Genomic DNA, 17,418 nt, shown 5'->3' with positions numbered 1-17,418 from the left:
TATGGCAAATATTTCACGAAAAAGACAGTTTATAGTTAATTATTTATCAGCATTGTCTTAATAATAACAAATGTTGACAGACTATTTTTCGTGTGATAATTTATTATTACAAAAATAATTTATCACAACAGAAAGGATGAGTAGTAATATGAGCAGACTAGAAATCGCTTCGCCCAAGAGAGCAAGGCTTGTCATAGAAGAGCTTTACAAAGATCTGGAGCGAAGAATCGAATCCAGCCCTCCGGGACTGTGCCCGGTAGATATGGCCAGGGCATTTCTGGAATTGTGCCATGCCCAGACCTGCGGAAAATGCACGCCCTGCCGGATCGGTCTCGGACAACTGAATCAACTGATCCGGGATGTACTGGACGGCAACGCGGCAATGGAGACTTTGGAAATCATGGAGCAGACCGCCCTTTCCATTATGGAATCCGCGGACTGCGCCATCGGTTATGAAGCCGCGAACATGGTTTACAAGGGATTGATCGGCTACCGCGACGACTATGTGGAGCACATCCAAAACGGCCGCTGCACCTGCACCTACAGCCAGCCCGTCCCCTGCGTTTCCCTGTGTCCCGCACACGTGGACATTCCCGGGTACATTGCGCTGGTGAGCGAGGGAAGGTATGCGGACGCCATCCGGCTGATCCGAAAGGACAACCCGTTCCCCACAACCTGCGGTTTTATCTGCGAGCACCCCTGCGAAGCCAGGTGCCGCAGGAATATGATGGATGATTCCGTCAGCATCCGCGGCCTGAAACGGGTTGCGGCAGATTTTGCGGGAGAGGTCGATCCGCCGGAGCGGGCTCCTTCCACCGGAAAACGGATCGCCATCCTGGGCGGCGGCCCGGGCGGATTGAGCGCGGCTTATTATTTACAGCTCATGGGGCATCAGGCCGTGATCTACGAAATGCTTCCCAAGCTGGGAGGAATGCTTCGTTACGGAATCCCCAATTACCGGCTTCCCAAAGACCGTCTCGACCAGGACATCCAGGCCGTATTAAAGACCGGAGTGGAAGTCAGGCACGGCCTGAAGATCGGCCGGGATATCACCATCCAGCAGCTCCGGGAGGAATATGACGCCGTACTGATCACCATCGGGGCGAGCACGGACAAAAAGCTGGGGCTGGAAGGGGAAGACGCAGAAGGCGTCCTGTCCGCGGTTCAATTTCTCCGGGATGTGGGCAGCAGCAAAATCATGGATCTGACCGGAAAAGAAGTGGCCGTGATCGGCGGCGGGAATGTTTCCATGGATGCGGTGCGCACCGCCAAACGGCTGGGCGCAAAAAAAGTCAGCATCGTTTACAGAAGGCGGACTGCGGACATGACGGCGCTTCCCGACGAGATCGAAGGCGCGGTGGCCGAGGGCATCGAGCTGCAGACCCTGAAAGCGCCCGCATCCCTGGATATTGATGATAAGAACCAAATCCGGGGAATCTATGTGACGCCCCAGATGGTCAGCTCCATCAAGAACGGGCGGGCAGGCATCCGTCCCACAGGAGAGCCGGACGTTTACATACCCTGCGACATCCTGGTCATTGCCATCGGCCAGAACATTGAAACCCGGCATTTTGAAGAAGCCGGAATCCCGGTAGAACGGGGCAAGATCGTGACCAGAAATACGGGAACATTTGAGCATATGCCCGGCGTCTTTGCAGGCGGGGACTGTGCCAGCGGCCCGGCGTCCGTGATCAAAGCCATCGCGGCCGCAAAGGTGGTGGCTGCAAATATCGACGAATACCTGGGCTTCCATCACCAGATTTCCTGCGATGTGGAAATCCCGGAAGCGAACCTCCGGGACCGGACTCCCTGCGGCCGCGTAAACCTTACGGAGCGGGAAGCCTGCGAAAGGGTTCGTGATTTTGACGGCGTGGAAAACTGCATGACGGAGCAGGAAGCAAAGCAGGAGGCATCCCGCTGCCTGCGGTGCGATCATTTTGGATATGGAATCTTCAAAGGAGGCAGAGAAAAAATATGGTAAATCTTACAATTGACGGAAAACAGATTTCGGTACAGGAGAATACCACCATCATGGAGGCTGCCGCACAAAACGGAATCCATATCCCGAAGCTGTGCTATTTGAAAGATATCAATGAGATCGCGGCCTGCCGCGTGTGCGTGGTGGAGCTGGAGGGGAAGGAAAAGCTGATCACCTCCTGCAACAACCCGGCAGAGGACGGCATGGTCATTTACACCAACAGCCCCAAGGTTCGGAAGCACAGAAAAACCACCGTGGAGCTGATCCTCTCCCAGCACGACTGCCGGTGCGTGACCTGCGCAAGAAGCGGAAACTGCAGCCTGCAGAAAACGGCCAACGACCTGAACATTTTACAGATCCCTTATAAGCAGACATTGGAACATCAAAAATGGAACCAGTCGTTCCCGCTCATCCGCGACTCCGCCAAATGTATCAAATGTATGCGCTGCGTGCAGATCTGCGAAAAAGTACAGGGGCTGGGCGTCTGGGATGTGGAGGGCACCGGCTCCCGGACCACAGTCAACGTATCTCGGCTGCGCAGCATCGAGGAGGCGGACTGCGCCCTCTGCGGCCAGTGCATTACCCATTGTCCGGTGGGCGCGCTGCGTGAACGGGACGATACGGAAACGGTGTGGGATGCCATTGCCGATCCCGACAAGATCGTGGCGGTCCAGGTAGCCCCTGCGGTGCGTGCCGCATGGGGAGAACAGCTGGGATTAACGCGCGGCGAAGCCACCATCGGAAAAATCCTGGATTCTCTGAAAAAAATGGGCGTAGACTATGCCTTTGACACCACATTTTCCGCAGACCTGACAATCATGGAGGAAGGCACGGAATTTATCAAACGGTTCACATCCGGGGAGCTGAAAGATCTGCCCATGTTCACCTCCTGCTGCCCCGGCTGGATTCGTTTTATCAAGACCCAGTATCCCGGCCTGGTAAAATATCTTTCCACCGCCAAATCCCCCCAGCAGATGTTCGGGTCGGTGATGAAAACATATTTTGCAGAGCAGCTCAAAGTTGCCCCGGAACGGATTTACACCGTATCCGTAATGCCCTGCGTGGCCAAAAAGGCCGAACGGGAAATGGAGCTGTTCTATGAGGAATATGCGGGACATGACGTGGACGCGGTGATTACGACAAGAGAACTGGTGAAAATGATCCGCTCAGCCCACATCAATCCGAAGACTTTGGAGGACATCCCCGGAGACCGGCCCATGCAGGAAGGCACCGGAGCAGGCGTTATCTTCGGAGCCACAGGCGGCGTGATGGAAGCGGCCCTTCGGAGCGCCTACTTCCTGCTCAAAGGAAAGAATCCCCCGGCAGACGCATTTTCAAAAGTACGCAGCCAGGGCTTCAACCAAAACAACGGCGTGCAGGAAGCCGATTTCCAGATTGACGACATCACCGTCCGGACCGCCGTGGTCAGCGGTCTTGGCAATACCCGCTCGCTGCTCGACAGAATCCTGCGTGGGGAAGTCCAGTATGATTTTGTAGAAGTGATGGCCTGTCCGGGCGGATGCGTGGGCGGCGGCGGCCAGCCCATCCACGACGGGGAAGAGCGGGCATTTGAGCGTGGGAAAAACCTCTACGATCTGGATCAGCAGGCAGAGCTGCGCTTTTCACACGAAAATCCAGACGTCCGGACCATGTATGAACGCTTCTTTGGAAATCCAAATTCCCATAAGGCACATATGCTGCTTCATACGATCCACGAATTGTTATAAAATCTTACTTTGGAATCGGAGTCTTTCATGTTGAAAGGCTCCATTTTGTCATAAACGATAAATCAAACTCGTAAATTTAGGATTTTTTCTATCGCCATTTCAATCTCCCGAATTAAATTCCACCAGTTTTTCCCAGTCAATACTTCCATCTTCTCGACAAAAACTATTGGAAAATTCTCTTATCAGTCTATTAGCCGCTCGATTGTAGCTTTCTTTATAATCAGCGACATACTTTTCCGGCATTGTTCCCATATATCCTATGATTTTTATGTAAAACTCCTCGTCGCCCGTCAATTCTGCCCAGAAACGCTTCCCCGCAAGTTCCTGATACATTTTCGGTTTTCCTCTGCCGGAATCTTTCTTCTTTCCATAGCAATAGCCAATATATGCCTCATACCTTGCTTTCGCCTGCTTTGCCAACTTAGATGCTGCTGTAAAATTCTGTTCCTGCCGCTTTTTGCTATCCGCATTAAATACCGACGGTCCACTTTTTACCGCTATTGCAGAAATCGTGTTTGTTTCATTATTTTGAATCATAATGTCAATACCTTCTGCCAACGCTTTGTTCCCGCCACTGGCAGCTATCGCTATTGGTTCAAAAAAACAGTTGCCAAAAATAGTTTCTTCACTGGAACTCACAAACGCAGTAAGAACAGAATCCACAATTTCTGATGCACTTTGCATAGCTTTTGCACGATACAAATATGGATTTTTCCGTTTCATTACCTTCTGTATATTTAAGCCATCTATCTTTTCAATTAATGTTCCATAAAAAGTTTCCAAAGCCGTTGCTATTGCCTGGATTACTGCCTGTTCATCATATGAATTATTTAACGGCATATAGATTTCCTCCCAACTCTATTGCATTTCTGATTTTGTTATGCACATTTGTCCCTCTAAACCGTTTTGTCCGAACCAAAGATGTTTGATCTGCGACTGATAGAACTGCTTTTCCTATTGCTTCCGCCAAGCCAATTGGTACAGCATTTCCGATCTGCCTGTATTTTGCCGCCGTAGTTCCTGTAAAAACCCAATCGTCCGGGAACTGTTGAATCCTTGCATATTCTTTCACGCTCAATGGCCTGTTTTGTGTAGGGTGGCACATCATCGTTGCTTTCTGAACTGGAGACGTGACAACTGTCGGGGAAGGCTCATCATATGATAGCCTCCTATAAAATCCCACTTTACCCCCGCCAGACTTATATGCCCCTCCCATTGCTATGGGTATGATATCTTCGGGTAAATCCCGCCAATTGCCTCCTTCTGGAATCATCTTCAAAAATTTCAGACGTTCGTCACTTAATGCTGCACATTCTCCATGTGTAAATTCCAAATCGCCAATTGCGCTTCTCACAACTTGCCATTGGTATTCTTTATTTTGGTGCATTTGAAAATGCGTAGGCATTGGAAGAAATATATCTTCATTATCACGGCTTCCAATCAACACAAACCGTTCTCTAAACTGTGGGACACCATAATTTACAGCATCTAACACCCCATAGACTGTTTTATATCCTAATTTATCAAATTCAGCCAATATTACATCCAATACTGTTCCTAACTTCTGTTCTGGATCACTTTCATCTCTCTCGGACAAAGGTACATGTTTTAAGGGTGCTGACATAATGCCTTTTACATTCTCCATAACAAAAAAACGAGGTCTGATATAATCTATCATACGGATGAAATCCATAAACAAACTTCCCCGTGGGTCATTGATTCCTAATCTTTTTCCCGCTGTAGAAAAAGGCTGGCACGGCGGCCCCCCGCAAATCAAAAATGGCTCGCCGATATTTAGTCCTGTCAATTCCAATAGTTGCTGCGGCTCAATTTCTCTTATATCACCGCCTAATACTTTATGTCCATTTTCCCTCATGGTTTTTACACAAGAAGCATCAAAATCCTGTCCTATTACTATATTCAGTCCAGCTTTTCCTAACCCTATATCTAACCCCATCGCCCCGGAGAACAAAGAAATAACATCCCTATTATCAGCATATATACTATCATCATTCTGCCTGCTTTTAATATTCATCAAATTTTCTCTCCGTTTTCTAATACGAATTTTCTTTCAAAAGAACTGTTTACAGCTTTCGCAATATTTTCCAACTCTGCCACTGTAAAACTTTCCCTTTTCATTTTTCCACTTAGATTCTGAGGTGTTGTGCCTAATCGCCGGGCAAGCTCCGCCACACTGATATCGGATCGGACACATAACACCTTAATTTGCTCGGAAATCGTCATTTTGGGTACCTCTTTTTCAAATCAACTTTTACCTTACCAGTATAAATCATAGGCTTTACAACGTCAATTAGATAATCCACGCTTTTTGCTTTCGGGTACTTGTACATTCTCAGCCTTCCTGGTAAAATAATTTATATTTCCCAAAGGTGGTGATTCGTATGGCACGTGATGCTGCTACTGTATCCAAAAACATGAGTAAAATCCATAGCAAAGACACTTCTATAGAACTTGAGCTACGCAAAGCGCTCTGGCATAAAGGGTATCGATACCGCAAAAACTATAAAGCACTTCCCGGTTCGCCGGATATCGTTCTTACAAAATACAAAATCGCTATTTTCTGTGACAGCGAATTTTTTCATGGCAAAGATTGGGATGTTTTAAAACTCCGCCTTGAAAAAGGAAAAAATCCTGATTATTGGATAAAGAAAATTGAACGCAATCGTTCCAGAGACTGGGAAAATGATAAAAAACTCCTTTTTCTCGGATACACTGTTATTCATTTCTGGGGAAAGGATATATTAAAACATACTGATGAATGCATTCAGTCCATCGAAGAATCTATATGGGATATCAAGCTTGCGGATTCTTCCGAAGCCGATTTCTTATAGAAATGATTTTCAATCAACTGCATCTTTGCATACAAACCACTTATATTCTCGTTCATTTGTACGTCATCTCATCACTGACTTTCTTCTTTCTGCAATCAGCCCACCATTTCAATCGATTGCAAAATCACTTTCTTCCACCCATATCTTAAAACACACGAAAACCCTTTTTTTTATTTATCATTTGTTAAATATGCACAATTTTTACCATGAAATAATGTGAAAAATGACGTTTAGATTCTTATTGAAAACTTTTCCTCCATGTGTTACTATACTTTCAAGAAAAGCAATCGATTGCAATATTAGAATCATAGTAACAATGGCACAATAAAAGTAATAGTATCGAAACCGATTGCAAACAATCATTTTATTACAGGAGGATTTGAGATATGAAGCGTGTACCTTATGAGACCATGGTAAAGGAATTTAAACGAGTACTGGTAAAGAAAGGATTCAGCGAGAAGCGTGGCGAAGCGGCGGCGGAAATCTTTGCTCAGAACAGCCTGGCGGGAGTGTATTCCCACGGACTGAACCGTTTTCCCAGAGTGGTGAGCTACCTGGAAAAAGGCGAGATCGACCCGGACATCGCAGCCACCTGTGAGCTGCAGTTGGGCGCAATGGAACGCTGGAACGGCCACAGAGGGTTCGGCCCGCTGAACGCAAAGCTGGCTATGGACAGGGCCTGCGAGCTTGCGAAGGAATACGGCATCGGAATCGTTTCCCTGGGAAATAACAACCACTGGATGCGGGGCGGCAGCTACGGTTTCCAGGCGGCGGACCAGGGATGCATCGGGATCTGCTGGTCCAACACCATGCCGAATATGCCGGCCTGGGGAGGCATGGATCGGAAGATCGGCAACAACCCCCTGATCTTCGCCGTTCCGAGAAGCGACGGCCGCCATGTAGTCATCGACTGCGCCGTTTCCCAGTTCTCCTATGGAAAGATCGAAGACTGCAAGCTGAAAGGAATCCAGCTTCCGGTGCCCGGAGGTTATGATACAAACGGCAATCTCACCACCGATCCTGCGGAGATTGAGAAGACCTGGCGGGTGCTCCCCATGGGCTACTGGAAGGGCAGCGGAATTTCCATCGCCCTGGATCTGATCGCAACCGTCCTCACAAACGGCAATTCGGTGAATAAGATTGGAACCTTCGGGGATGAGGTCGGCCTTTCCCAGGTCATGATCGCCATTGACCCCTCCAAGGCAAACAGCACGGAGCTGACCGACGGGATCGTGAATGAGATCATTGCCGACATAAAATCCTCCCAGCCCATTGAGGAAGGCAAAGACGTATTATACCCGGGCGAGATGGAGTCGCAGAACATCCTGGACAATATGAAAAACGGAATCCCGGTGATCGAGGAAGTCTGGCAATCCGTTCTGAACATGTAAGCAAAGGATATCGTTCATATAGAAAAGATATCGTTCATTATAGAAAGGACATCGTTCATTATAGAAAGAACATCGTTCATTATAGAAAGAACATTGCTAATTATAGAAAGTTCATCGTTCATTAATAGAAAGGAAAGGTAAACCATCATGAAAAAAATCTGCTGCTTCTGTCTGGCAGCGCTGTTGCTGCTGACCGGCTTGACCGGCCTGACCGGATGCGGGTCCTCCGGCGGTTCCGAGGACGGCAAGCCCGCGCCGGAGCTGAACATCATCCTGGCCCACAACCAGACCTCCCTGGAAAATCCCTATACCAAAGCGGCAATCCGCTTCAAGGAAGTGCTGGAGGAGGTTTCCGGGGGAAGGGCAACGGCTACCCTGCACCACGGGACTCTCGGTGAAAATGAATCCGAACTGGTGGAAAAGCTGGAGCTGGGCGCCATCCACCTGACCGTCGCATCCCCCGGATTCATGACTCTGCTGGGCGTAAACGAGATCGATATGTTTTCCCTGCTGTATCTGTTTGACAGCTTCGACCACTGGGAAGCCTGCGTAGACGGCGAATTTGGGCAGGGGATGAGCGATCTGCTGAGCGAAAAAATGAACGACCGCTTTAAGATCATGGGCTACTGGACCTGCTCCGTCCGCGATTATTATGGAAAGAAGCCGGTGACTGCGCCTTCCGACCTGAAGGGCATGACCATCCGTACCCAGAGCACCCCGGTGGTTCAGGAATTTTGGAAAAACTGCCAGGCGATCCCCACCTCTGTGGCATGGGGCGAGCTGTACCAGGCGCTGAGCCAGGGCGTCGTGGACTCCGCGGAAAATGACTATACCAGCTTCCGTTTAAAGGAGCACCACAAGACGGACAATGGAAAATATGTCAGCGAAACGCATCACGACTACACTACCCGTTTATTCCTGACCACAGGACAGTTTTACGATGCATTGACCGAGGAACAAAGGGGATGGTTTAACGAAGCCTGCCGCGTTGCCACCGAGGAAAACCGTCAGGTGACCTATGATATGTACGAGGAATCCAAGGCCCAGGTGGCGGCTGACGGCGCGGACATTACAGAATTTGAGGACGTGGATATCGAAGCATTTCAGGAGATCGCCATCCCGATCCAGGATGAATTTGCAGAAAAATACGGAATGCAGGGGTATCTGGATATGGTGCGCAAGGAAGGAGAGTAACAATGAAGAAAGCATTGAGTTATCTGCAGAAAATCCAAATTGCAGTGGGCGGAATCTTTTTGTGTATCTTTTTGGGAAGCGTTGTGATCCAAATGGGCTGCCGGTACGCAGGCATCGCCGCCATCTGGACCGAAGACGTGTCCATGTACGCATTTATCTGGGCGGCATTTATGGGAGCCGCGGCCATGGTCTATGAAAAACAGCATTTTGCGTTTACATCGGTCAGCGACAAGCTCACCAACGAAAAGCTGAAAAAAATCCTGGGAATCGTGATCGCGCTGATCATGCTGGTGGTGTCAATCCTGATGTTCTATTACGGATTCCGGGTTACGATCCAGTTCTGGAATTACCGGTGGGTAAGCATTCCGGATTTCAAACGGGGGCCGACCTGGCTGTGCATTCCGGTCTGCGGCGCGACCTCCGCTCTGTACCTGATCGGACAGATCGCCGAGGATGTGAAAGATTTACTGAAAAAATAATGGGGAGGATAAAAATATGCAGATTTTATTGATCGTACTTTTTGTACTGTTTGTCGTGATCGGCGTGCCCATTTCCTATGCCCTCGGCTTCGTGTCCTTCGCGGGAATCGCGGCCCTTCCGATCATCCCCAACAGTGTCGTATTTACAAAAATGTTCAACGGGCTGAACAGCTTCACCCTGCTGGCCGTGCCGCTGTTTATCCTGGCGGCCAACCTAATGAACGAAGGTTCCATTTCCGACCGTCTGATCGATGTGTGCAAGTCCTCTGTGGGTCATGTGCGGGGCGGCCTGGCCCATGCAAATATCCTGGTATCCATGATATTTGCCGGAATCTCCGGTTCCTCCCAGGCGGACACCGCGGGTATCGGAAAGATCCTGATTCCTGCCATGGAAAAACAGGGCTATGACAAGGGAACGGCCGTGGGCGTCACCGCCGCGTCCTCCACTCTGGGCTCCATCATCCCGCCCAGCATCACCATGGTGGTCTATGCGGGAATTGCCAACGTCGGCACCGGCGCCCTGTTCATGACCGGACTGATCCCCGGAATCATGCTGGGCCTGGCCATGATGCTTGTGGTTGTATTGTACTCCAAGAAAAAGAATTTCCCAAAAGGGGAAAAGGTACCCACCAAGGAAGTGCTGAAACAGATCTGGACCTCGCTTCCGGCGCTTCTGACCCCCATCATCCTGATCGGCGGTATCGTGTCCGGGCTGTTTACCCCCACGGAATCCGCGGCGGTTGCCTGTGTCTACGCGCTGATCATCGGAATCTTTTTCTACCACACCATCAAGATCAGCCGCATCCCGGCGATCCTGATCGAGACCATGAAGCTTTCCTCCCTCTCCCTCTTCGCCCTGGCCGCTGCCAATGCCCTGGGAGAGCTGATGAGCTACTACCAGCTCAATGAAAAGGTGCAGGGAATCTTCGTCGGAATGCCCGGCGGAAAGCTGGTATTCCTGATCGTGGTGGTATTGTTCTTCATGTTCGTGGGAACCTTTATGGACGCGGTTCCGGCCATGATCCTGTTTGTGCCGATCATCCTGCCCTCCGCCACCGCACTGGGCGTCAGCCCCATCATCCTTGGGCTGATCGTAGTCGTGACACTGGCCCTTGGACTGGTCACACCGCCCTACGGCCTGTGCCTGCTGCTGGCCGGGTCTATCAGCGGGATCAGTATTGAGGATTCGTTCAAGGGAGTGCTGCCCTACTTCCTGTCATCCATCGCGGTGCTGGCACTGATGATCGTGTTCTCCGATGTATTTCTGGCAATACCGACGGCGTTGTTCCCGAATCTGTTTTAAAGTACGGCCGCCGTTGCAGATGGATATTCTAAGTACGGCCGCCGCAGATGGATATTCCGGCTGGCAAACTGTGAATCATAGCAGAACGAACGGCAGCTGATAACAAGAATCTAACAGAAATGAACTTTTAGGGAATAAACGGAGGAAAAATCATGCTCACAACAAATCTGAAGCTTGCTGACAAATACAACTACCTGTCAGAGAAATTTACAAAGGCATATCATTTTTTAAGGACGGAAGATCTGGAAGCCCTTCCGGTGGGAATTACGCAGATCGACGGAAACGAGATTTTCGCGAATGTCCAGGAATATACCACGATGCCGTGGGAAGAGTGTGCGTTCGAAGCGCATGACCGGTACTTCGATATCCAGTACGTGGTCTATGGAAGGGAAATGTTTGGATATGTGAAACGGGAGGGCCTGAAAGAAAAGGCCCTCTATGATCAGGAAAAGGATCTGGTATTTTTTGATGATCCCGGAGACAGCGGGCAGATTCTTCTGGAAGCCGGCGACCTTGCCGTCGTGTCACCGGAGGACGCGCATAAGCCTCGGTGTATGGCTGGGGAGAACTGCCGGGTGAAAAAGATTGTGGTGAAAGTTGCTTTGTAAATTTTCTGATTTTCCGGACGGCCGATGAACAGGAAGATTTTGGCAGATTCGTGATCTGTCGGCGGCATGAAGCTGTTACATGTCACACCCCGACCAATCACCACGCTGATTGGTCGGGAGGATGCACATAAAAGCTGGTATTCAGGCCGCCCATTGCCGAAGGCAATTTTAAATGGCGGCCTGAGTTACAGGGCACGCCTGGTCAAGGTGTGACCTGTAACATGAAGCTTCGGCCTGCTTATAAAATCTCTATAAACTGATAGCAAAAAAGAAAATATCATGATATAATGCTGTCTAAGTCAGCAGGCAGAAACAGTCTGAACAGAGCTTCGAATCGAAGCTCTGTTTTTAAGATAGAAAGTGTAACCATAAAAGGAGGCCAACCAATGAAATTTTTCAATTATGACAGTCCAATCATGCAGTTTTTATCCAGAATAACCGACCTGTTTATTCTGAATTTCCTCTTCCTGATCTGCTCCATTCCCATCGTCACCATCGGGGCGGCGGCAACCGCCCTGTATTCCGTCACGCTGAAAATGGCAAAGAATGAGGAAAGCTACATCTTTTCCTCCTTTTTCCGCGCTTTTAAGAGCAATTTCAAACACAGTACCGTCTCCTGGCTGATCCTGCTGCTCGCAGGCATTGTCCTTGCGATGGATTACCGGGCCGTAGGGATCATGGGCGGCTCTTTTCAGCAGATTTTTTCCTTTCTGCTGTTTTTCCTATGCATCATATTTTTATTTCCCGCAATATATATTTTTCCCTATATTGCCCGGTTTGAAAATACCATAAAAAATTCTCTGAAAAATGCGTTCATTATCAGCATTGCGCAGCTTCCCTATACCGTGCTGCTCCTGCTCCTTCTGGCTGCGGCTGCAGCATTTACGATGTTTATTGATTTTCGAATTGTCGGATTTGTGTGGTTTGTCATTGGGTTTTCCGGGCTCGCGTATCTGGGTTCCTTTTTGTACCGCCGGGCGTTTCAAAAATTTGAATAGATGGCTGTGTCTGCCTGTCGCTTCCCATTCATGGCAGAATACAGCTGTCTATTCTAAAATCTCCCTGACTTCCTCAACTGTACACCCGCATTCGGCTGCAATCTCCTGCTCCGATTTTCCCAGAACGTGCAGGCTGAGCACCTGCTTTGCCAAATGGATTCCCTTTTTTATACCACGCCTTTCGGCGCTTCCCATCTGCGTATTGTAATCCTTCAATGCCTTTTCCCGTTCTTCATATTCCAGGCGTTTGATGTCATCCGCACTCAATTTCTGCAGCGCCTCATACGCCTCTCCCAGATATTCGCTCGTCTTTGCCATACGCTCAAATTCCTCCTTGCTTTTCCCATTGAAAAAATCATCATAACATGAAACATCCATTCAGGAAAGTAAAATTCAATCATAACTGCTGAAAATAAGGTTTAACCAACAAAAAACCGTCCCCAAACCAGCAGGAACGGTTTTCCCATTCTATTTCTGAAATACAATTTTCTTCACCGTACTCATAATCAGCAGGCATCCTCCGTTGAATACCAGGCTTCCGATCACAAACGTGGCAAGAAACAGCCCGATATGCGATGCAAATGCTTCCGTGTCGATACAAGCGCAGGTGAGATATGCAAATCCCACATTGTTCAGGATCTTCGGCGCATACGGATGAATAACGATCAGTACGAACAGCACCACTGCCAGCGGAATCAGGAAGCCGAACAGATCGCCCAGGACCGGGGTCAGCGCCGTAACGGCCAGCAGCGTGATCACAGTCAATACCAGCCCCGCAAAGCCGCCTGCTTCTACGGAAATAAACCGGTCTTTGATGTCCCCCTCCATAGTGAACAGCATGATATTGCTTATGAAGATCAGCCATCCGTATTCAAAATGAATCACATGCAGAAATGCATTGGCGATCAAGATCCATACAAGCAGGGAAAGCCGAAAATATAACAAAAATTTTTTCTGAGCATCTTCCATAACTCTCTATCCTTTCATTTCAAAAGCGACGGATCAATGGGCCGTACCATATCGGCCTGGTAAACGCCCTGTTCACGCAGCAGACGGTCGTACTGGTCATGAGTGAGAATGAAAAACCGGTCATCCTCAAGCTCTTCAAATACCTTTTCGATCGTAGGTACCAGCGGAGCCCCGTTATCCAGGATCTGCTTGTTGAAGGCGATAAATTTCTGATACGCCTCGGAATTGTAGTATGGATCTTCCGGGTCGATGGCGTAGCGTGCCGGACGATGCCGGTCTGTCAAATGCATTTCCGTCTGGACAAATCCCGGACAGAATACGGATACGTCAATATCATCGCCTGCCGCCCTCAGCGATTTGTAAACCACCTCCGACAGCGCAACTGCCGCGTGCTTCGTGCTGAAATACGCAGGTGCGGAACCGAGCGTGATCAGTCCTGCGATGGAACACACATTTAAGATCTGGCAATGGGTTCCCTGCTTTCTCATCTGGGGCACAAAGCGTTTCATCATGTACCAGTGGGAATATACATTCACCTCTGTCACCCATTTGATATCGTCCTCCTTGATGTCCCACACGTCGGCGCCTGTGCTGACACCCGCATTGTTGATCAGCATATCGCAGCGGCCGAATACTTCCATCGCACAGTCAAATATTTTCTGGCATTCCTCTGGAAGGGAGACATCCGCCTGCAGCGCGATCCCGTCCCTGCCAAGCGCTTTGATCTCCGCGGCCACGGCATCCGCCTCGTCCTCGTGGATGTCCACTGCCAATACGTCGGCGCCCCGTTTCGCACAGCCCAGCGCCAGCTCCCGTCCGATGCCGTTTGCGGCGCCTGTTACCACCACTTTTTTATCTTTAAAATCCTTGATCATCCTCTCAACCTCCTTTTTCGGCCCATTTATCATTCCATTTACTGCGGGCCCGATCCGCCTGTTGTTCCGGTCACTGCGGATCCGGTCTGCCTGCCATTCCGGTCACTGCGGGTCCGATCCGCCTGTCATTCCGGTCACTGCGGATTCAGCCCATTTACCATATTCTGTACCCGTGCTCCGGCTACCACCTGGGACTCCGGATGGGTATAGATGTAGAACTTCTGATCCTCCACCGCAGTGAATACGCATTTGCCCACATAGTCGATGGGCATGCTGGAAACCACCTGGCGCTCGCTGCGGATATATCCGGACTTGAACTCCTGCCCCTGGTAATAGGGATCGTCATTGATGGCATAACGCTCCGGACGGCGGTCGTCCGATTTGTGGATCAGGGTCTGCACGAACGCCGGAACCAGACAGTGCACCTGAATCCGCTCCAGGCCCCTCTGCTTCAAAGCCAGATAGCAGCTCTCGCTTGCCGCCAGATCCGCGTGTTTCGTCGTGTGATACATGATCGCGTTTCCGGAGGTCATCAGGCCCGCGGTGGACGCCGTATTGACGACTACGGCCTCCGACCCCTGCCGGATCATCTGGGGGATAAAAATGTGCATGCCGTACAGATGGCTCATCAGGTTCACCTCTGTGATCCAGTGGATATCCTGCACCGGAATCTCCCAGATCGGCCCGGATACCGCCACGCCCGCGTTGTTCACCAGCATATCCACGCGCCCGAATTTTTCCATAGTCAGGTCAAATAACGCCTGTACGTTTTCCAGTTTGGAGATATCGGCAAGCTGGCTCACCACCTCGGCGCCCATCTCCTTCAATTCGGCTTCCGCCGCCTCCACATGTTCCTTCGTAATTCCGTTGATCACAATTTTCATGCCGCGGAGCGCGCCCTCCCGGGCAATGGCCTTTCCAATGCCGCTGCTTCCGCCGGTCACAACCAGAACTTTATCTTTAAAATCTTTCATCCTTCCATTCTCCTTTTATATGTAACCAGATTCCATGATTTTTTTCAGCGATTCAGAACGGCACACGATGAACCGGCCTTCTATTCTGAATCGTTATCTTTTCTCAAACCATTTTTTCACTTCCCGCATCAATCGAGAAATACAAATGCCTTATCATACGCCGCATGCATCGCTTCCCGGATCGTTCCGCCGGCAGACGCGTCGCCAACCAGGAGCACATGCTCAAATTCCTTCTCAAACTCCGCCGCCAGCGCCCGGTTCGGCCTGACTCCGAGTGCCAGCACCACCGCGTCGGCCTTCATACTGGTGTCAAATGCAGTCGCAGATACGCTCAGTTCGATCTCTCCGTCCCCAATCGCTTTCAGCGCATGGCCGGTCAGAATCTTTCCGCCGTTGTCTGCGATCCGTTTCAGCATCAATTTGGAAACGCTGGGATAAAGCGTCGTTCCCACGGCATTCAACATTTCCACCACGGTCACCTCATTGTCCCCACTCAGGAACTCTGCCGTCTCAAGCCCGGTCACTCCGCCGCCGATTACAGCAGCCTTCTTTCCGGACAGGCTGACTTTCCCGGACAGCACATCTTCTGCCTTCACAGCCTTCTCGATTCCCGGAAGCGGAGGAACGATGGGAGTGCCGCCCACCGCAATAAATACACCTGCCGCGCCGATCTCTCTGCAGGCTTCCACGGTAGCTTCCGTGTTCAGACGGATTTCCACGCCCAGTTCTTTCAGCTCTTCTTCCTGGGCTTTGATCAATTCGGTGATCAATTCCTTGTGGGGCGGTTTGTCCGCCAAGTTCAGGCTGCCACCGAGAACTCCGCTCTTTTCAAACAGGACCGGCTTAAATCCGCGTTTTGCCAGCACTGCCGCCGCCTGCATTCCTGCCGGTCCGCCGCCTGCGATTGCCACCGCGCGGCCCGCTCCGTTTTTCTTAAGCTGCCCGTCTCCGAAATGCAGCTCCCGGCCCAGGATAGGATTCACGGTACACTCAATAGGCCGGCCCATATTCGCGATACGGAAGCATTCCATACAGCCGATGCATTTCCGGATGGAATCGTCTTTTCCTTCCTTCGCCTTCTTGCCCCATTCCGGGTCTGCCAGGAAGCCGCGGCCGATCCCTACAAAATCGGATACTCCTTCTTCCAGCAGGGATTCCGCAAATGCCGGATGCTTCACGGTGTTGACCGCGATCACCGGAATTTTCACATTTGCCTTGATATTTTTCGCAAGATGCTTTTTCCAGCCCTCCGCGTAGCAGGCCGGTTCAATGATCGTCGCGCCGGATTCGTAAGTTCCGCAGCTGATGTTCAGGCAGGTAATTCCCAGGCTTTCCAGATAGCGGGCGATATGGATGCATTCCTCCTCCGTCAGCCCGTCCGGGATATATTCATTGCCGTCCATCCGGACAGAAATCGGGAATCCGGGGCCGCATGTAAACTGGATTCCCTTGATGATCTCCGTAATAAACCGCATACGGTTGAAGAAGTCCCCGCCATATTTATCCGTACGCTTGTTGGTGTGCGGAGATAAGAACTGGTTCACCAGATAGCCGTGGGCCGCGTGGATCTCCACCCCGTCAATGCCTGCTGCCATCGCGATGTACGCGCCTTTTACAAATTTCTGTGCCATGGCGCCCACTTCCTCCGTTGTCAGGGCCCGCGGCTTTTCTCCTATGGTCGCGCACACGACTTCGGACGCAGACACGATCTGTTTTCCTTTCAAAAGACGTCCCGGAGTCTCATTTCCCGGATGATGGAGCTGTACAAAAATTTTCGAATCGTAAGCGTGTACCGCTTCCGCAAGACGCACCAGCCTCGGAATGTGCTTGCTGTCCGTAGCACAGAGCTGATTGCTCGTCCCGATCCCGGTTTCCTCATCGATCCTTGTGATCTCCGTAATGATCAGGCCGGCGCCTCCCCTTGCCCGGTCTGCATAATAGCGGATAATCTCATCCGAAGCCTCCCCCGTGGAACTGGCAAATCCGGTTCCCATGGCAGGCATCACGATCCGGTTCTTCAATTCCAGACGGCCGATCCTGCCCTTTTCAAATAATTTTGGATAACTCATA

General features: G+C 50.4%; 17 protein-coding genes. 9 read left to right on the top strand and 8 right to left on the bottom strand.

The annotated features are described in order from the left end of the window. Positions 1-148 precede the first annotated feature (148 nt). Complete coding sequence (locus EBB54_RS24630) at positions 149-1,981, top strand: NAD(P)-binding protein (RefSeq protein WP_125129381.1); 1,833 nt, start codon at positions 149-151, stop codon at positions 1,979-1,981. After that, positions 1,975-3,705 carry a [FeFe] hydrogenase, group A gene (locus tag EBB54_RS24625; RefSeq protein ID WP_125129380.1) on the top strand — a complete coding sequence of 577 codons (1,731 nt, stop codon included), beginning with the start codon at positions 1,975-1,977 and terminating at the stop codon, positions 3,703-3,705. Before EBB54_RS24630 ends, EBB54_RS24625 begins: the two co-directional genes overlap by 7 nt. 99 nt (positions 3,706-3,804) lie before the next feature. Here the strand turns inward: EBB54_RS24625 and EBB54_RS24620 are convergent, their stop codons facing one another. Genes EBB54_RS24620 through EBB54_RS24610 form a run of 3 tightly spaced genes read right to left on the bottom strand, consistent with a single transcriptional unit; the run spans position 3,805 to position 5,949 of the window. Continuing rightward, a complete protein-coding gene (locus EBB54_RS24620; protein ID WP_125129379.1) occupies positions 3,805-4,545 on the bottom strand; it encodes a PmeII family type II restriction endonuclease in 741 nt (246 codons plus the stop codon). Then, positions 4,532-5,740 carry a DNA cytosine methyltransferase gene (locus tag EBB54_RS24615; RefSeq protein ID WP_125129378.1) on the bottom strand — a complete coding sequence of 403 codons (1,209 nt, stop codon included), beginning with the start codon at positions 5,738-5,740 and terminating at the stop codon, positions 4,532-4,534. Before EBB54_RS24615 ends, EBB54_RS24620 begins: the two co-directional genes overlap by 14 nt. Then, complete coding sequence (locus EBB54_RS24610) at positions 5,740-5,949, bottom strand: helix-turn-helix domain-containing protein (RefSeq protein WP_125129377.1); 210 nt, start codon at positions 5,947-5,949, stop codon at positions 5,740-5,742. The genes EBB54_RS24615 and EBB54_RS24610 overlap by 1 nt, the downstream gene beginning before the upstream one ends. A 158-nt stretch (positions 5,950-6,107) precedes the next feature. Here EBB54_RS24610 and EBB54_RS24605 point away from each other — a divergent pair, with 158 nt between their 5' ends. The 7 genes from EBB54_RS24605 (at position 6,108) to EBB54_RS24575 (ending at position 12,530) form a co-directional block, all read left to right on the top strand. Next, a complete protein-coding gene (locus EBB54_RS24605; protein ID WP_125129376.1) occupies positions 6,108-6,557 on the top strand; it encodes a very short patch repair endonuclease in 450 nt (149 codons plus the stop codon). Between the two features lie 386 nt (positions 6,558-6,943). Continuing rightward, a complete protein-coding gene (yiaK, locus tag EBB54_RS24600; RefSeq protein ID WP_125129375.1) occupies positions 6,944-7,948 on the top strand; it encodes a 3-dehydro-L-gulonate 2-dehydrogenase in 1,005 nt (334 codons plus the stop codon). 147 nt (positions 7,949-8,095) lie between these two features. Beyond that, entirely contained in the window at positions 8,096-9,142 is a 1,047-nt protein-coding gene (locus EBB54_RS24595; protein WP_125129374.1) for a TRAP transporter substrate-binding protein, read from the top strand. A gap of 2 nt (positions 9,143-9,144) precedes the next feature. Continuing rightward, entirely contained in the window at positions 9,145-9,621 is a 477-nt protein-coding gene (locus EBB54_RS24590) for a TRAP transporter small permease (protein WP_125129373.1), read from the top strand. A gap of 16 nt (positions 9,622-9,637) precedes the next feature. Continuing rightward, on the top strand, positions 9,638-10,924 hold the full coding sequence (locus EBB54_RS24585) for a TRAP transporter large permease (RefSeq protein WP_125129372.1): 1,287 nt from the start codon (positions 9,638-9,640) through the stop codon (positions 10,922-10,924). A gap of 152 nt (positions 10,925-11,076) precedes the next feature. Further along, positions 11,077-11,532, top strand: coding sequence for a YhcH/YjgK/YiaL family protein (locus tag EBB54_RS24580; protein ID WP_125129371.1), 456 nt, complete (start codon positions 11,077-11,079; stop codon positions 11,530-11,532). A gap of 386 nt (positions 11,533-11,918) precedes the next feature. Further along, the gene (locus EBB54_RS24575; RefSeq protein ID WP_125129370.1) at positions 11,919-12,530 is read left to right on the top strand and encodes a YesL family protein; all 612 of its coding nucleotides are present in this window, start codon (positions 11,919-11,921) and stop codon (positions 12,528-12,530) included. 48 nt (positions 12,531-12,578) lie between these two features. Here EBB54_RS24575 and EBB54_RS24570 read toward each other — a convergent pair whose 3' ends face one another. The 5 genes from EBB54_RS24570 to EBB54_RS24550 all read right to left on the bottom strand — a co-directional run bounded on the left by EBB54_RS24570 (position 12,579) and on the right by EBB54_RS24550 (position 17,417). Then, complete coding sequence (locus EBB54_RS24570; RefSeq protein ID WP_193554388.1) at positions 12,579-12,848, bottom strand: hypothetical protein; 270 nt, start codon at positions 12,846-12,848, stop codon at positions 12,579-12,581. Positions 12,849-12,998: 150 nt separating this feature from the next. Beyond that, a complete protein-coding gene (locus EBB54_RS24565) occupies positions 12,999-13,499 on the bottom strand; it encodes a hypothetical protein (protein ID WP_125129369.1) in 501 nt (166 codons plus the stop codon). A gap of 14 nt (positions 13,500-13,513) precedes the next feature. Beyond that, the gene (locus EBB54_RS24560; protein WP_162307195.1) at positions 13,514-14,374 is read right to left on the bottom strand and encodes an SDR family NAD(P)-dependent oxidoreductase; all 861 of its coding nucleotides are present in this window, start codon (positions 14,372-14,374) and stop codon (positions 13,514-13,516) included. A gap of 134 nt (positions 14,375-14,508) precedes the next feature. Then, the gene (locus EBB54_RS24555; RefSeq protein WP_125129367.1) at positions 14,509-15,348 is read right to left on the bottom strand and encodes an SDR family NAD(P)-dependent oxidoreductase; all 840 of its coding nucleotides are present in this window, start codon (positions 15,346-15,348) and stop codon (positions 14,509-14,511) included. A gap of 128 nt (positions 15,349-15,476) precedes the next feature. Then, positions 15,477-17,417: an NAD(P)/FAD-dependent oxidoreductase gene (locus EBB54_RS24550; protein ID WP_125129366.1), complete on the bottom strand. Its 1,941-nt coding sequence runs from the start codon at positions 17,415-17,417 to the stop codon at positions 15,477-15,479. Between the last annotated feature and the right edge of the window lies 1 nt (position 17,418).

Origin of the sequence: Schaedlerella arabinosiphila, assembly GCF_003885045.1 — a bacterium.
Lineage (GTDB): Bacteria > Bacillota > Clostridia > Lachnospirales > Lachnospiraceae > Schaedlerella > Schaedlerella arabinosiphila.
Note: the sequence above shows the minus strand (reverse complement) of the source record. Positions and strands in the feature narration are given on the sequence as shown.

Bases quoted from the DNA above. Each gene is read 5' to 3' on its own strand.
- EBB54_RS24630 (WP_125129381.1), top strand. From the start codon at position 149: ATGAGCAGACTAGAAATCGCTTCGCCCAAGAGAGCAAGGCTTGTCATA.
- EBB54_RS24625 (WP_125129380.1), top strand. From the start codon at position 1,975: ATGGTAAATCTTACAATTGACGGAAAACAGATTTCGGTACAGGAGAAT.
- EBB54_RS24620 (WP_125129379.1), bottom strand. From the start codon at position 4,545: ATGCCGTTAAATAATTCATATGATGAACAGGCAGTAATCCAGGCAATA.
- EBB54_RS24615 (WP_125129378.1), bottom strand. From the start codon at position 5,740: ATGAATATTAAAAGCAGGCAGAATGATGATAGTATATATGCTGATAAT.
- EBB54_RS24610 (WP_125129377.1), bottom strand. From the start codon at position 5,949: ATGACGATTTCCGAGCAAATTAAGGTGTTATGTGTCCGATCCGATATC.
- EBB54_RS24605 (WP_125129376.1), top strand. From the start codon at position 6,108: ATGGCACGTGATGCTGCTACTGTATCCAAAAACATGAGTAAAATCCAT.
- yiaK (WP_125129375.1), top strand. From the start codon at position 6,944: ATGAAGCGTGTACCTTATGAGACCATGGTAAAGGAATTTAAACGAGTA.
- EBB54_RS24595 (WP_125129374.1), top strand. From the start codon at position 8,096: ATGAAAAAAATCTGCTGCTTCTGTCTGGCAGCGCTGTTGCTGCTGACC.
- EBB54_RS24590 (WP_125129373.1), top strand. From the start codon at position 9,145: ATGAAGAAAGCATTGAGTTATCTGCAGAAAATCCAAATTGCAGTGGGC.
- EBB54_RS24585 (WP_125129372.1), top strand. From the start codon at position 9,638: ATGCAGATTTTATTGATCGTACTTTTTGTACTGTTTGTCGTGATCGGC.
- EBB54_RS24580 (WP_125129371.1), top strand. From the start codon at position 11,077: ATGCTCACAACAAATCTGAAGCTTGCTGACAAATACAACTACCTGTCA.
- EBB54_RS24575 (WP_125129370.1), top strand. From the start codon at position 11,919: ATGAAATTTTTCAATTATGACAGTCCAATCATGCAGTTTTTATCCAGA.
- EBB54_RS24570 (WP_193554388.1), bottom strand. From the start codon at position 12,848: ATGGCAAAGACGAGCGAATATCTGGGAGAGGCGTATGAGGCGCTGCAG.
- EBB54_RS24565 (WP_125129369.1), bottom strand. From the start codon at position 13,499: ATGGAAGATGCTCAGAAAAAATTTTTGTTATATTTTCGGCTTTCCCTG.
- EBB54_RS24560 (WP_162307195.1), bottom strand. From the start codon at position 14,374: ATGATCAAGGATTTTAAAGATAAAAAAGTGGTGGTAACAGGCGCCGCA.
- EBB54_RS24555 (WP_125129367.1), bottom strand. From the start codon at position 15,348: ATGAAAGATTTTAAAGATAAAGTTCTGGTTGTGACCGGCGGAAGCAGC.
- EBB54_RS24550 (WP_125129366.1), bottom strand. From the start codon at position 17,417: ATGAGTTATCCAAAATTATTTGAAAAGGGCAGGATCGGCCGTCTGGAA.